At 70.3% G+C, this 13,023-nt stretch carries 10 protein-coding genes; 5 read left to right on the forward strand and 5 right to left on the reverse strand.

All coding sequences use genetic code 11. From position 1 onward, the window contains the following. Positions 1-16 precede the first annotated feature (16 nt). Both HD594_RS08820 and pcp read right to left on the reverse strand, forming a co-directional pair. Positions 17-1,612 (reverse strand): isocitrate lyase, encoded by a 1,596-nt coding sequence (locus tag HD594_RS08820; RefSeq protein WP_184750616.1) that lies wholly within the window; start codon positions 1,610-1,612, stop codon positions 17-19. A 257-nt stretch (positions 1,613-1,869) separates the two neighbouring features. Beyond that, positions 1,870-2,508 (reverse strand): pyroglutamyl-peptidase I, encoded by a 639-nt coding sequence (gene pcp / locus HD594_RS08825; protein ID WP_271171213.1) that lies wholly within the window; start codon positions 2,506-2,508, stop codon positions 1,870-1,872. Positions 2,509-2,673: 165 nt separating this feature from the next. On the opposite strand from pcp, the gene HD594_RS08830 reads away from it, so the two are divergent. Together HD594_RS08830 and fucO are read left to right on the forward strand one after the other, a co-directional pair. Continuing rightward, complete coding sequence (locus HD594_RS08830) at positions 2,674-3,813, forward strand: hypothetical protein (protein ID WP_184750618.1); 1,140 nt, start codon at positions 2,674-2,676, stop codon at positions 3,811-3,813. 157 nt (positions 3,814-3,970) lie between these two features. After that, complete coding sequence (gene fucO, locus HD594_RS08835) at positions 3,971-5,110, forward strand: lactaldehyde reductase (RefSeq protein WP_246413948.1); 1,140 nt, start codon at positions 3,971-3,973, stop codon at positions 5,108-5,110. Between the two features lie 145 nt (positions 5,111-5,255). Here fucO and HD594_RS08840 read toward each other — a convergent pair whose 3' ends face one another. The 3 genes from HD594_RS08840 to HD594_RS08850 all read right to left on the reverse strand — a co-directional run bounded on the left by HD594_RS08840 (position 5,256) and on the right by HD594_RS08850 (position 8,532). Beyond that, positions 5,256-6,701: an RNB domain-containing ribonuclease gene (locus tag HD594_RS08840; protein WP_184750620.1), complete on the reverse strand. Its 1,446-nt coding sequence runs from the start codon at positions 6,699-6,701 to the stop codon at positions 5,256-5,258. Positions 6,702-6,829: 128 nt separating this feature from the next. Beyond that, positions 6,830-7,849, reverse strand: coding sequence for a 1-aminocyclopropane-1-carboxylate deaminase (locus tag HD594_RS08845; RefSeq protein WP_184750621.1), 1,020 nt, complete (start codon positions 7,847-7,849; stop codon positions 6,830-6,832). After that, positions 7,846-8,532, reverse strand: coding sequence for a GntR family transcriptional regulator (locus HD594_RS08850; protein WP_184750622.1), 687 nt, complete (start codon positions 8,530-8,532; stop codon positions 7,846-7,848). Before HD594_RS08850 ends, HD594_RS08845 begins: the two co-directional genes overlap by 4 nt. Positions 8,533-8,630: 98 nt before the next feature. Here HD594_RS08850 and HD594_RS08855 point away from each other — a divergent pair, with 98 nt between their 5' ends. The 3 genes from HD594_RS08855 to HD594_RS08865 all read left to right on the forward strand — a co-directional run bounded on the left by HD594_RS08855 (position 8,631) and on the right by HD594_RS08865 (position 13,009). Continuing rightward, positions 8,631-8,807, forward strand: coding sequence for a hypothetical protein (locus HD594_RS08855; protein ID WP_184750623.1), 177 nt, complete (start codon positions 8,631-8,633; stop codon positions 8,805-8,807). A 147-nt stretch (positions 8,808-8,954) separates the two neighbouring features. After that, entirely contained in the window at positions 8,955-10,751 is a 1,797-nt protein-coding gene (locus HD594_RS08860) for a proline--tRNA ligase (RefSeq protein WP_184750624.1), read from the forward strand. A 221-nt stretch (positions 10,752-10,972) separates the two neighbouring features. Further along, positions 10,973-13,009 (forward strand): PhoX family protein, encoded by a 2,037-nt coding sequence (locus tag HD594_RS08865; RefSeq protein WP_184752716.1) that lies wholly within the window; start codon positions 10,973-10,975, stop codon positions 13,007-13,009. The last annotated feature ends 14 nt before the right edge of the window (positions 13,010-13,023 follow it).

Raw genomic sequence — 13,023 nt, forward strand, 5'->3', positions numbered from 1 at the left:
TTTCGCTGCAGCGGACTCAGCTGAACTGGTTCATCGTGTTGTCCTTGCCGCCGGCCTTGAGGGCGGCGTCACCGGCGAAGTACTCCTTGTGGTTGTCGCCGATGTCGGACCCTGCCATGTTCTGGTGCTTCACGGTCGCGATGCCCTCGCGGATCTCGCGGCGCTGCACGCCCTTGACGTAGGCGAGCATGCCCTCGTCGGCGAAGTAGCCCTTCGCGAGGTCGTCGGTCGACAGCGCGGCCGTGTGGTACGTCGGCAGCGTGATGAGGTGGTGGAAGATCCCGGCGCGGGCCGAGCCGTCCTTCTGGAACGAGCGGATCTTCTCGTCGGCGAGGCGGCCGAGCTCGGTGTCGTCGTACTCGACGCTCATGAGCTCGTCGCGCTTGTAGGCAGAGACGTCCGCACCCTGCTCCACGAGCTGGTCGTAGGCCTGCTGGCGGAAGTTCAGCGTCCAGTTGAACGACGGGCTGTTGTTGTAGACGAGCTTCGCGTTCGGGATCTCCTTGCGGATCTCGTCGACCATGCCGGCGATCTGCGCGACGTGCGGCTTCTCGGTCTCGATCCACAGCAGGTCAGCGCCGTTCTGGAGCGACGTGATGCAGTCGAGCACGCAGCGGGCCTCACCCGTGCCGGCGCGGAACCGGTAGAGGTTGCTCGCGAGGCGCTTGGGGCGCATCAGCTTGCCGTCGCGCTTGATGACGACGTCGCCGTTGCCGAGGTCGTCGTCCGAGATCTCCTCGACGTCGAGGAACGCGTTGTACTGGTCGCCGAGGTCGCCGGGCGTGCTGGTGACGGCGAGCTTCTGCGTCAGGCCGGCGCCGAGCGAGTCGGTGCGGGCGACGATGATGCCGTTGTCGATGCCGAGCTCGAGGAACGCGTAGCGGACGGCGGCGATCTTGGCGAGGAAGTCCTCGTGCGGCACCGTCACCTTGCCGTCCTGGTGACCGCACTGCTTCTCGTCCGAGACCTGGTTCTCGATCTGGATGGCGCAGGCGCCCGCCTCGATCATCTTCTTGGCGAGCAGGTACGTCGCCTCGGGGTTGCCGAAGCCGGCGTCGATGTCGGCGATGATCGGGACGACGTGCGTCTCGTAGGTGTCGATCTGCGACTGGATGAACTCGACCGCCGTCTCGTCGCCGGCCAGACGCGCGTTGTCGAGCTGCGTGAACAGCAGGTCGAGCTCGCGGGCGTCGGCCTGGCGCAGGAACGTGTAGAGCTCCTCGATGAGGGCGGGGACCGCCGTCTTCTCGTGCATCGACTGGTCGGGGAGCGGCCCGAACTCGGAGCGGAGAGCTGCGACCATCCACCCCGACAGGTAGAGGTAGCGCTTGTTCGTCGACTTCAGGTGCTTCTTGATCGAGATCATCTTCTGCTGCCCGACGAAGCCGTGCCACACGCCCAGCGACTGCGTGTAGACCGACGAGTCGGCGTCGTACTCGTCCATGTCGCGGCGCATGATGTCGGCCGTGTACTGGGCGATCTCGAGTCCGGTCTTGAAGCGGTTCTGTGCGCGCATGCGGGCGACGTACTCGGGGTTGACGGCGTCCCAGGGCGAGCCGTACTGCTCCTTGAGCGCCTGGATGGCCTCGATGTCGTCTTGGTAGGCAGTCATGTGTGGTTCCTCCGTCGTGGGTTCTCGCTCACGGCGTGTGGGCGGTTGCTTGACTCCACTGTGTGCCAAGGAATCGCCGTCTTCTGACCGTTTCAGGGTGGAAGATCGCGGGAATTTCTGCGCAAGGGAAGGACTCGCCCCGCCGTGGCGCATCGAGCAGACGGCGGGACGCCCGTTCTTCGCCGAATCTTCCCCGTCCGCGGCGCGAGGAGAGGGCCGGCTTGCGCTGTCGGGGCGGGCGAGCGTCGCCGGCCGGGTCAGCTGATCGCGCCGCCGGCAGCCCGGATGTCGACGCGCGTGTCCAGCGACGTGCGCACGGCGATGTGCAGCGCGCGCGCGATGTCGCCGAGGGGCAGCTCCGGCTCGCCGCCGGGTGCCATTCCCCTCGCCCACGGCACGTGGATGAAGCCGGCGCGCATGTCGCGCCGCGTCGCGGCCTCATGGGCGGCGATGTAGAACACGTGGTTGCACACGAAGGTGCCCGCCGAATGCGAGAGCGAGGACGGGATGCCGGCGGCAGCCATCGCCGCCGTGATGGCCTTGACCGGCAGTCCCGCGAAGTGGGCCGCGGGGCCGCCGGCGACCACCGGCTCATCGAGCAGCTGCATTCCGGCGTTGTCGGGGATGCGGGCGTCGGCGAGATTGATGGCGACGCGTTCGGGCGTGACCGTCGCGCGGCCGCCGGCGAGACCGGTCGCGACCACCACCTCGGGGTCGTGCTCGTCGATGAGCTCGCGCAGGCGCGCCCGGGCACCGGCGAACGTGACCGGCAGAACCTCGGTCACGAGTGTCTCGGGGCCGTCCCAGCCGGCGCCCACGATCCGGACCGCTTCGCCGGACGGGTTGGCGGCGTCGCCGCCGAAGGGCTCGAATCCGGTGAGGAGGGCGGTGCGCACCCGTCCAGCGTAGAGCGGAGACTCCCGGGAGCTTGAGTGCCCGCGACCGGTTCTCCACAGGCCGCGTGCCGCCGAGTGATCGCCGCGTCGAGATTCGCTCACAATGGTCCGCATGTTCCGCACTGCGCCGTCGGCTGCCCCTCCCTCGCTGCCCGGTGGTGCGGTATGAGCGACGAATCGCCGGAGCACCCCACACCCGATGCGTCGGAGCACGCGGCCGCCGCCACGCGTCCGCCGCGGCGCGGGCCCTGGATCGTCGCGGCGGCGGTGGCCGTCACGCTGGTCGCGGGGGTCTCCGCGGTCGTGCTCGCGTCCGGCTCCTCGGTACCCGAGACGGCCGTCTCCACTCCCGCAGGCGTCGCCACGCCGACGGCCGACGCGTCGCCGTCTCCGTCGCCCACCGCCGAGCCTCCCGCCGAGGGGACGCAGCCGTTCAGCGGATCCTGCGCCGAGGTCCTGACCGTGAGCGAGGTCGAAGCAGTGACGGGCCTCGCGATGGTGCGCACCGACTTCCCCTGGGAGCCGGGCTGGCACCCCGTGCTGGGCGGCATCGATTGCGTATGGGTGTCGGAGAGCGTCTATATGGGGGCGATCACCCGTGTGTACGCCTATCCAGAGGCGGTCGTCCCCGTATCCGTCATGGAGGCCAACCCCGCGGGATGCTCCACGGGCGAGCCGGAGCATCGCCCCGAGACGGAGTGCGTCGCGGTCGGTGTCGTCGACGGAACCTGGCTCTTCGTGAGCGCCTACGGGGCCGACGTCGAAGCGGATGCGGTGGAGGGGCTCTTCGCCCTGGCCGCGGAAAAGATGGGGGAGTATCCGTCCGGCGTCGCGATGACGCCGCAGGACGACTGGTGGGAGCTGCCCGATTGCACGGTGCTGGCCGCCGCTATCGATCCGGCGGTGCACGGGTACGAGCGGGTGGAGGCATCCGATGAAACCGCTTCTGCCGAGGCGCCCGTCCACCCCGCGCAGATCCCGGGCACGAGCACGAGACTCTGCACTCTTTCCTTCTCCTCGGGCGAGGGTGAGGGACGGACCGGCACGAGCGTCGCGGTGACCGTCATCCCCGGCGGAGGGGTCTCCTTCTGGACGGCGGAGGCCGTCGACTCCGCACCGTCGGTCTCGGTGGCCGGTGCCGAGGGATCAGCGTGGGTGCCCGGCCTCGCCCGCTTCGAGGGGTCGTGGGGGCGTCTCGCGGTCACCGACGGCGTGAACACGCTGATGCTCGAGCCGTCCCCGTCACCGTCTCCCGACCCGGACGCTCTCGCTCCGCTGGCGGAAGCGATCCTGCTGCTCCTGTAGCGGGGCGCGACTGATCGGGGCTGGGTCCGACGGACCGGCCGCGCGTTGGTGAAACGTTCCAATCCGGAGGCGCCTGTCGGCAGGTCCATAGTCGCTCCACAACAAAGAACCGCATGTGGTCAGACCACAGTCGTACGCTGAAGCCATGGTCAACCGCATGATTTGGAATCAGACGGCCTACTTCGGCGCAGGCGCCATCTCGGTCATCCCCGAGGAGCTCGCCCGACGGGGCTTCGCGAAGGCGTTCGTGGTCACCGACCCGGGCCTGCTCTCCACCGGCACCGTCGACAAGGTCACGGCGCTGCTCGACAACGCGGAGTTCGCCTACGAGGTGTACTCCGACGTCGTGCCCAACCCCACCATCGAGAACGTGCAGGCGGGAGTCGCCGCGTTCGCGGCGTCCGGCTCCGACGTCCTCATCGCCATCGGCGGCGGCTCGCCGCAGGACACCTGCAAGGCGATCGGCATCATCACGGCGAACCCGGAGTTCGCCGACGTGCGGTCGCTCGAGGGCGTCGCCCCCACGAAGAACCCGTCGGTGCCGATCATCGCCGTTCCGACGACGGCGGGCACGGCATCCGAGACCACGATCAACTACGTCATCACGGATGCCCAGAACCACCGCAAGTTCGTCTGTGTCGACGCGCACGACATCCCGGTGCTCGCCGTCGTCGACCCCGACATGATGGCGGGCGCGCCCGTGGCGCTCAAGGCCGCGACCGGACTCGACGCGCTGACCCACGCGATCGAGGGCTACACGACCGCCGCGGCGTGGCAGATGTCGGACATGTTCCACCTCACCGCGATCCAGATGATCGCGCGCTCGCTGCGCAAGGCCGTCGCCGGCGACCCCGCAGCGATGGAGGAGATGTCGATCGCGCAGTACATCGCCGGCATGGGCTACTCCAACGTCGGGCTCGGCCTCGTGCACGCCATGGCGCACCCGCTGGGCGGCTTCTACTCCGCCCCGCACGGCGTCGCCAACGGCATCCTGCTGGCGCCGGTGATGGCGTTCAACGCCGAGGCGACGGGGGAGAAGTTCCGCAACATCGCCGAGGCGTTCGGGGTCGACGGCGCCCAGTCCCTGTCGCTCGAAGAGGCGCGCACCGCGGCCGTCGACGCCGTCGCTCAGCTCGTCGAGGACCTGCACAGCCCGACGACGCTGCGCGCGGTCGGCGCGAAGGAGGAGGACCTCGCCGCGCTCGCGCAGGCCGCGTTCGACGACGTGTGCTGTGGCGGCAACCCGCGGGACGTCACCGTCGCGCAGATCCAGGAGCTGTACGCCTCGGTGTACTGAGGCGCTGGGCGGCATCCGCGAGTCGGCCTCGACCGCGGGTGCCGCCCTCGTGCGTCGGAGAATCCGCGCTCCGCCGGAGGATCTGACTCCGGATGCTCCGACGAACGCGGGATTTCCCGACGCTCGGTGCCCGGGCGGACGTGCGTCAGGTGCCGACCGGGGCGAACGCGACCTCGCCGGCGCCGACGTCCGCGGACGTGAGCCGCACGCGCACGGCCGTGCCGGGGGGCGCCTCGAGGCCGGGAACGGTGATCGCCGACGGCGGGCGCGAGAGCTGCACGCGCGCCCCGTCGCCGTGCTCGCGGAGCACCGTGCCGCGGAAGATCTCGCCCTCGTGGCCCTTGAGCACCGCCGCTTCGACGCGGTCGACCGACTCGTTCTCGAGGCGGTTCGCTCGCTCGATCGCGCGTCCCATCAGCTTCGGCAGCTGCGGCAGGCTCTCCCTCGCCCACGCGGGAACCTCCCGGCCGTTCGCGAGCGCCTCGCAGATGACGAGCGACCAGCGGTCGATGAGACGGCGGATGGGGGCGGTCGTGTGGGCGTACGGTGCCCCGACCGCGGCCTGGACCGGGTCCGCGGGCGGCTCGCCGTCGAATGCGACGTAGCCGGCGCCGCGGAAGAGCGCGCCCGCGGCGTCCTTGATCGCGAGGGCTCCGGCATCCGCACCGGGGAGCGAACCGAGGTAGTCGCCGTAGGGGACGTCGAAGCGCCACGGGATGCCGATGGCGATCGTCTTCGCGCGGAACGCGGCGATGTCGTCGGCGTCGGCGGCGGGCATGGTGCGCAGGATCCCCACGCCGCCGTCGAGCATGATCCGGGCTGCCGCCATGCCGGTCAGCAGCGACACCTGGGCGTTCCACGCTTCGATCGGGCGGATGGCGCGGTGACGCAGCCGGTAGCCGCCATCCTCGACCTCGATCTCGACCTCGGGGATGTTCAGACTCGCGCCGCCGCGCTCACTCTCGCGCTCGCGGCGGGCGTGCCCGAACCACGACAGCTCGGTGATGCTGGGCGGCGCCGATCCGTCGTCGAACGCCGCCTGCGCCTCGGCGTAGCTCCACTGCCGGCGCGAGCGGATGACGGCGCGCGTCAGCGTCGTCGCGAGCGGGCGGGCGCCGTCGTCGAGCGCGAACCGCCACACGTACGCGCGGCGATCGAGCCCGGGCAGCAGCGATGCGGCATCCTGCCCCAGGACGTGCGGATGCAGTGGGATGCTGCCGTCGGCGGCGTAGAGCGTCTGGCCGCGTCGGCGCGTCTCGGCATCCAGCTCGCCGTCGGGCTCGACGAAGGCGGGGATGTCGGCGATGGCGTAGTGTAGCACGGCGCCGCCGTCCGGCGATCGCTCGAGGTGCAGCGCCTGATCGAGATCCGTGGATCCCTCCGGGTCGATCGTGAGGAACTCGATGTCGCGCAGATCGGCGAGTCCCGAGGCTGCCGGGTCCACCGGCACCGTCCGCGCGGCGTGCTCGGCCTCGGCCACGGCGGCGGCCGGGTAATCCCCGGGCAGCGACAGCGTGCGGCGGAGCTCGGCGAACGCCTGCTCGAGTTCTTCGCTCGCGACGGAGACGAGTCGGGGGCGACGGGCGGGCACGTCGTCAGTGTAGGGGCCGCGGGCGCTGCGGGATTCGGGCTTGCGCGCCGAGTTCGCAGCGTCCCGCGGGATTCATGCGCGGAGGGCGCCTGGATCCGACGTTCGGATGGCAGCCGCCCCGGCGGCCCTCACGACCACAGCGAGTGATACGCGTTGATCGCGGGCTGTCCGCCGAGGTGCGCGTAGAGCACGTTGGAGTCCGCGGGGATATCACGGCTCTTCACGAGGTCGATGAGCCCGGCGAGCGACTTCCCCTCGTAGACCGGGTCGGTGATCATGGCCTCGAGCTGCGCGCCGAGGGCCATCGCCTCCATGGTCGAGTCGACCGGGATGCCGTAGAGCTCGCCCGCCCAGCCTTCAAGCACCTGGATCTCGTCGTCGCGCAGGTCGCGGCCGAGCTCGATCAGCTGTGCCGTGTTCCGGGCGATGCGGCCGACCTGATCGCGCGTCTTCTCGAGCGTCGCCGACGCGTCGATGCCGATCACGCGGCGCTTGACGCCCGTGAGGTCCTCGAGGGCGGCGAAGCCGGCGATCATCCCGGCGTGGGTCGAGCCGGTCACGGTGCACACGACGATCGTGTCGAACGTGATCCCGAGCGCCGTCTCCTGCTCGGCGACCTCGAACGCCCAGTTGGCGAAGCCGAGCCCGCCCAGCGGGTGCTCGGACGCGCCGGCGGGAATCGGATACGGCGTGCCGCCGGCCTCCTCGACCTCGCGGAGGGCGTCCTTCCACGAATCGCGGATGCCGATGTCGAAACCGTGGTCGTCCAGACGCGAGTCCGCGCCCATCATGCGCGAGAGCAGGATGTTGCCGACCCTGTCGTTGGTGGGGTCGTCCCACGGCACCCATTTCTCCTGCACCAGCCGCGCCTTCAGCCCCAGGTGCGCGGCGACGGCGGCCACCTGACGCGTGTGGTTGGACTGGTAGCCGCCGATGGAGACGAGCGTGTCGGCGCCCGAGGCCAGCACGTCGGGCACGATGTACTCGAGCTTGCGCACCTTGTTGCCGCCGAACGCGAGGCCGCTCGAGACGTCTTCGCGCTTGGCCCAGATCTGAGCGCCACCCAGGCGCTGCGTCAGGCGCTTGAGGTGCTGCAGGGGACTGGGCCCGAACGTCAGCGGATGGCGGGGGAACTCTTCGAGCTTCACGGGGTCTCCTCGGGTCGGGGCTCGGGGTCTTCGGATCCGGGTGCCTCGACGGTGAGGGTCTGCCAGGTCTGCTCGGCGACGGATGCCGCGGCCTCCGCGTCGCCGGACGCGCACAGGTCGATGAGCCTCGCGTGGCGCGCGACGGAGTCGCGACCCTCGACGGAGGCGAAGCGCAGCCGCTCGGCGCGGTGCAGGACCGGCTCGTACTGCGCGATCACGGCGCGCGCGGCGGCGTTGCCGCTGACGTCGAGAGCGACCGCGTGGAAGTCCTCGTCGGCGGCGAGGGCGGCATCGGCGTCGCCGGCCGCCTGCGCGTCGGCGAACCGGTCGTTCGCGTTGCGCATCCGATCGATGTCGGCCGGCGTCATGAGGGGGACCGCCTGCTGCACGACGAGCCGGTGCATCGCGGCGACGACCGCCTGCGCGTCGCGCAGGCTCCGCTCCTCGAGAGGCGATACGACCGTCGAACGGCCGGGAAGGGCGCGCACGAGGCCGGCTCGGCCGAGTTCGAGCAGCGCTTCTCGGACCGGCGTGCGGCTGACGCCGAGCCAGGTCGCGACGTCCCCGTCGCGCAGTTGCTCGCCGGGCGCGAGCGTTCCATCGACGATCGCGTCGCGCAGTCGCGCGAACACCTCGTCGCGCAGGAGCGGACGGGGAGCGAGAGTCTCGATTGGAACCGGCATGCAATATATTGCACACACCCGAAGGCGGATCGTCAAATCCGCGCCAGTTATCCACAGGGCGCGCGGACCCCGTCCGCCCTGGCGCTAGCGTCTGCTCCATGCGCCGTCGCTCCCGTGTTCCCTTCGCCCTCGCCATCGCCGTCATGCTCCTGGGAGGCTGGGCATCCGCCGAGGCCAGCCCGGCCGCCGCGTCGCCGGCGACGGCGGCCGTGGTGTCGACCGACGCGCCGGCGGGCCCGGCAGCATCGACCGGGCCGCTGCTGCTCGACGACTGAGGCCGCGTTCGGAAGTTGCGGGGCCGAGAGCGATCGCCGCTCGGGACGGTCGCCGCTGCGAGGAGACCCCGTGGAGAGGCTCGCTGCGGCCGTCCTCGGCGGCTGATCGCCGGTCCGGTGGCATCCGCGCGCCTAGACTTGTCCCTCGTGGTCACCCGTCTTTCGCACTACTTCGTCCGCACGCTCCGTGAAGACCCCGCCGACGCCGAGGTCACGAGCCACCGGCTGCTCGTGCGCGCCGGCTACATTCGGCGCCAGGCGCCCGGCATCTTCGCGTGGCTGCCGCTGGGCCTGAAGGTCAAGGGCAAGGTCGAGCAGATCATCCGCGAGGAGATGACGGCCGCCGGCGCCTACGAGGTGCACTTCCCGGCGCTGCTGCCGCGCGAGCCGTACGAGGCCACCGGCCGGTGGGAGGAGTACGGCGACGGCATCTTCCGCCTGCACGACCGCAAGGGCGCCGACTACCTGCTCGCGCCCACCCACGAAGAGGTCTTCACGCTGCTGGTGAAGGACCTCTACTCGTCGTACAAGGACCTGCCGCTGTCGATCTACCAGATCCAGGACAAGTACCGCGACGAGGCGCGCCCGCGCGCGGGCCTGCTGCGCGGCCGCGAGTTCACCATGAAGGACGCATACTCCTTCGACTACACCGACGCCGGGCTCGACGCGAGCTACATGGCGCAGCGCGACGCCTACGAGCGCATCTTCCAGCGCCTGGGCCTGGAGTACGTCATCGTGCAGGCGGATGCCGGCGCCATGGGCGGCTCGCGCTCCGAGGAGTTCCTGCACCCGACCGCCGTCGGCGAGGACACCTTCGTGCGGTCCGAGGGTGGTTACGCCGCGAACGTCGAGGCATACGAGACGACGGCTCCCGCGCCGATCGCCATCGACGGGCTGCCCGAGCCGGTCTTCTTCGACTCGCCGAACACGCCGACGATCCAGACGCTGGTCGACCACTGCAACGCGCACCTCGACGCCCCGGCGTCCGGCATCGCGGGTCCGGCGACGGACGGCGCGACGGAGTGGAACGCCGCGCACACGCTCAAGAACGTGGTGCTGGCGCTCAAGCACCTCGACGGCACGCGCGAGCTCGTCATCGTCGGCATTCCGGGCGATCGTGACGTCGACGACAAGCGCGCCGAGGTGACCTTCGCGCCGGCCGAGGTCGAGGCGGCGACCGAGGAGGACTTCGCGAAGCACCCCCTGCTGGTCAAGGGCTACATCGGCCCGTGGTCCGAGGAGGGCGCGATCCTCGGCGAGGAGTCGGCCACCGGCATCCGCTATCTGCTCGACCCCCGCGTCGTCGACGGCACCGCGTGGGTGACCGGCGCCAACATCGACCAGAAGCACGTCCACTCGCTCGCCGCCGGGCGCGACTTCACCGCCGACGGGTTCGTCGAAGTCGCGAACGTCGTCGAGGGCGACCCCGCGCCCGACGGCTCGGGTCCGGTCCACCTCGCGCGCGGCATGGAGATCGGCCACGTGTTCCAGCTCGGGCGCAAGTACGCTGAGGCGCTGGGCCTCAAGGTCCTCGACGAGAACGGCAAGCTCGTGACCGTCACGATGGGTTCGTACGGCATCGGCGTCACCCGCATCCTCGCGATCATCGCCGAGCTGAACAACGACGCCAAGGGCCTGGTGTGGCCGGCATCCGTCGCGCCGTTCGACGTGCACGTCGTGGCCACGGGCAAGGACGCCGTCGCGTTCGAGCTCGCCGAGAAGCTCTCGGCCGACCTCGAGGCGGCCGGCATGGACGTCATGTTCGACGACCGCCCGAAGGTCTCACCGGGCGTGAAGTTCGGCGACGCCGAGCTGATCGGCGTGCCGAAGATCCTCATCGTCGGCCGCGGCGCCGCCGACGGCCAGGTCGAGGTGTGGGACCGCCGCACCGGCGACCGCCAGACGGTGGCCGCCGACGACGCGGTCGCGGCCCTCATGGCCTAGCCGCCATAGCCAGCACAGGAGATCCCGGGGAATCAAGACGATTCCGCGGGATCTCTGCTGTTCTCGCGAGACCTCATGCGGCGGCGTCTCCGAGTGGACGGGGAGCGTTCACCGAACGTTCCCCGCGGCGTCGACGAGGGCTCCGACAGGCTGATCGAGGAGTCCCCGGACAGTGAGGAAGATCTGTGACCATCTCTGATTCCCCCCGTCGTTTCCTGCCCATGGCCGACCACGTCCGAGGCAAGCGCTCGGCCGTGACGTGCCAGTACAAGTGCGCCAATGCCTGCATCGGCCCCGAGTGCAACCAGTCCGGCAACGAGCACTTCCGCGATGTCGCGTCCGCTGCGATGTCGCGGCGGGCGCTCCTCGGCCTCGGCGCCGCGGCCGCGGTGACCGTCGCCGTCGGCGGCCTGCGCTCGGGCGCGCCGGTCTCGGCGGCCGGGGCCGTCGGCTCGGGCGCCGCCTTCGGCGTCTCGACGCCGCCGCAGCTGCCGTTCTCGGCGATCGCGCCCGTCGCCAACACGGTCGACCGGTTCACGGTGCCGACCGGCTACGCGTGGAAGCCGATCATCCGCTGGGGCGACCCGCTGTTCTCGAGCGCGCCCGCGTTCGACTTCGACAACCAGACCGCCCAGGCGCAGGTGCAGCAGTTCGGCTACAACTGCGACTACCTCGACATCATCGCCGACAACGGCGGCAAGACCGGCGTCCTGGTCAACAACCACGAGTACGTCAACCCGAACATCATGTTCGAGCCCACGACGGATGCCGCCGAGCTCGAGCGCCGCGGCGAGATCTACAAGATGGCTCAGGGCTTCGCCGTCGTGGAGATCGAGCGCAAGCGCAAGCGCACGCCGTGGAGCTATGTCGTCGACGGCCGCCGCAACCGGCGTCTCACCGTCGAGAGCGAGTTCGCGATGACGGGTCCGGCCGCCGGCAGCGACCTCCTCAAGACGGATGCCGACCCCACCGGCCGGCTGGTGAAGGGCACGCTCGGCAACTGCGCCGGCGGCACCACGCCGTGGGGCACGATCCTCTCGGGCGAGGAGAACTTCAACGGCTACTTCGCGTGGGCCGCCGACACCGACGGGCAGAAGCGCTACCAGTCGAGCGCCTCGACCTCCACCTCGACCGGATGGCCCGCCTACGACGAGCGGTTCAACGCACACAACCCCGACTACGTCAACGAGCCCAACCGCTTCGGCTGGATCGTCGAGATCGACCCCGAGGACCCCACCTCCACGCCGCGCAAGCACACGGCGATGGGCCGCATGAAGCACGAGGGTGCGAACGTCATCGTCGGCGAGGACGGCCGTGTGGTCGCGTACATGGGCGACGACGAGCGCAACGACTACCTCTACAAGTTCGTGTCGAAGAACCGCTTCCTGCCCGGCAGCAGCAAGAAGACGCGCGCGAAGAACATGACGCTCCTCGAAGAGGGCGACCTGTACGTCGCGAAGTTCACCGGCGACTCGCCGGCGGCCGAGATCACCGGCACCGGCGCCATGCCTGCCGACGGCGCGTTCGACGGCTCGGGCGAGTGGCTGCCGCTGACGCAGAACGGCGTGAGCGTCGTGTCGGGCATGACGACCGAAGAGGTGCTCGTCTACACGCGCCTCGCAGCCGACAAGGTCGGCGCCACGATGATGGATCGCCCCGAGGACGTCGAGCCGAACCCGAAGACCGGCAAGGTCTACGTCGCGCTCACGAACAACTCGCGCCGCGGCAGCACGTCGACGGTCGACGAGGCCAACCCCATCACGGGCAACCGCTACGGCCACGTGGTCGAGCTGACCGAGACCGCCGGGCAGAGCGGCACGACGTTCGGCTGGAGCATCCTGCTGCTGTGCGGAGACCCCGAGAGCGTCGACTACGCCTACTTCGCGGGCTTCCCGAAGGACCAGGTGTCGCCGATCTCGTGCCCCGACAACGTCGCCTTCGACTCGAAGGGGAACCTCTGGATCTCGACCGACGGCGCCCCGAGCACGATCGGCAGGAACGACGGACTGTTCCTCGTCCCGCTCGAGGGCTCCGAGCGCGGACACGTCCAGCAGTTCCTGTCGGTCCCGGTCGACGCCGAGACCTGCGGTCCTGTCATCCACGACCAGGAGGGCATGGTGTTCGTCGCCGTGCAGCACCCGGGCGAGGACGGCACGGTGGCCGCCCCGACGTCGTACTTCCCCGACTTCGGGTCCGCCGACCCGGGCGACTTCGGCTCGGGCCCGCGCCCCTCGGTGGTGCAGGTCTACCGCGACTGACCCGTCGCGAAGAC

It is taken from the genome of Microbacterium thalassium, from assembly GCF_014208045.1.
Taxonomy (GTDB): domain Bacteria; phylum Actinomycetota; class Actinomycetes; order Actinomycetales; family Microbacteriaceae; genus Microbacterium; species Microbacterium thalassium.

What these genes read in the sequence shown, in the direction of transcription:
- HD594_RS08820 (WP_184750616.1), bottom strand. Translation starts at nt 1,612, where the DNA reads ATGACTGCCTACCAAGACGACATCGAGGCCATCCAGGCGCTCAAGGAG.
- HD594_RS08830 (WP_184750618.1), top strand. Translation starts at nt 2,674, where the DNA reads ATGAGCGACGAATCGCCGGAGCACCCCACACCCGATGCGTCGGAGCAC.
- fucO (WP_246413948.1), top strand. Translation starts at nt 3,971, where the DNA reads ATGATTTGGAATCAGACGGCCTACTTCGGCGCAGGCGCCATCTCGGTC.
- HD594_RS08850 (WP_184750622.1), bottom strand. Translation starts at nt 8,532, where the DNA reads ATGCCGGTTCCAATCGAGACTCTCGCTCCCCGTCCGCTCCTGCGCGAC.
- HD594_RS08855 (WP_184750623.1), top strand. Translation starts at nt 8,631, where the DNA reads ATGCGCCGTCGCTCCCGTGTTCCCTTCGCCCTCGCCATCGCCGTCATG.
- HD594_RS08865 (WP_184752716.1), top strand. Translation starts at nt 10,973, where the DNA reads ATGGCCGACCACGTCCGAGGCAAGCGCTCGGCCGTGACGTGCCAGTAC.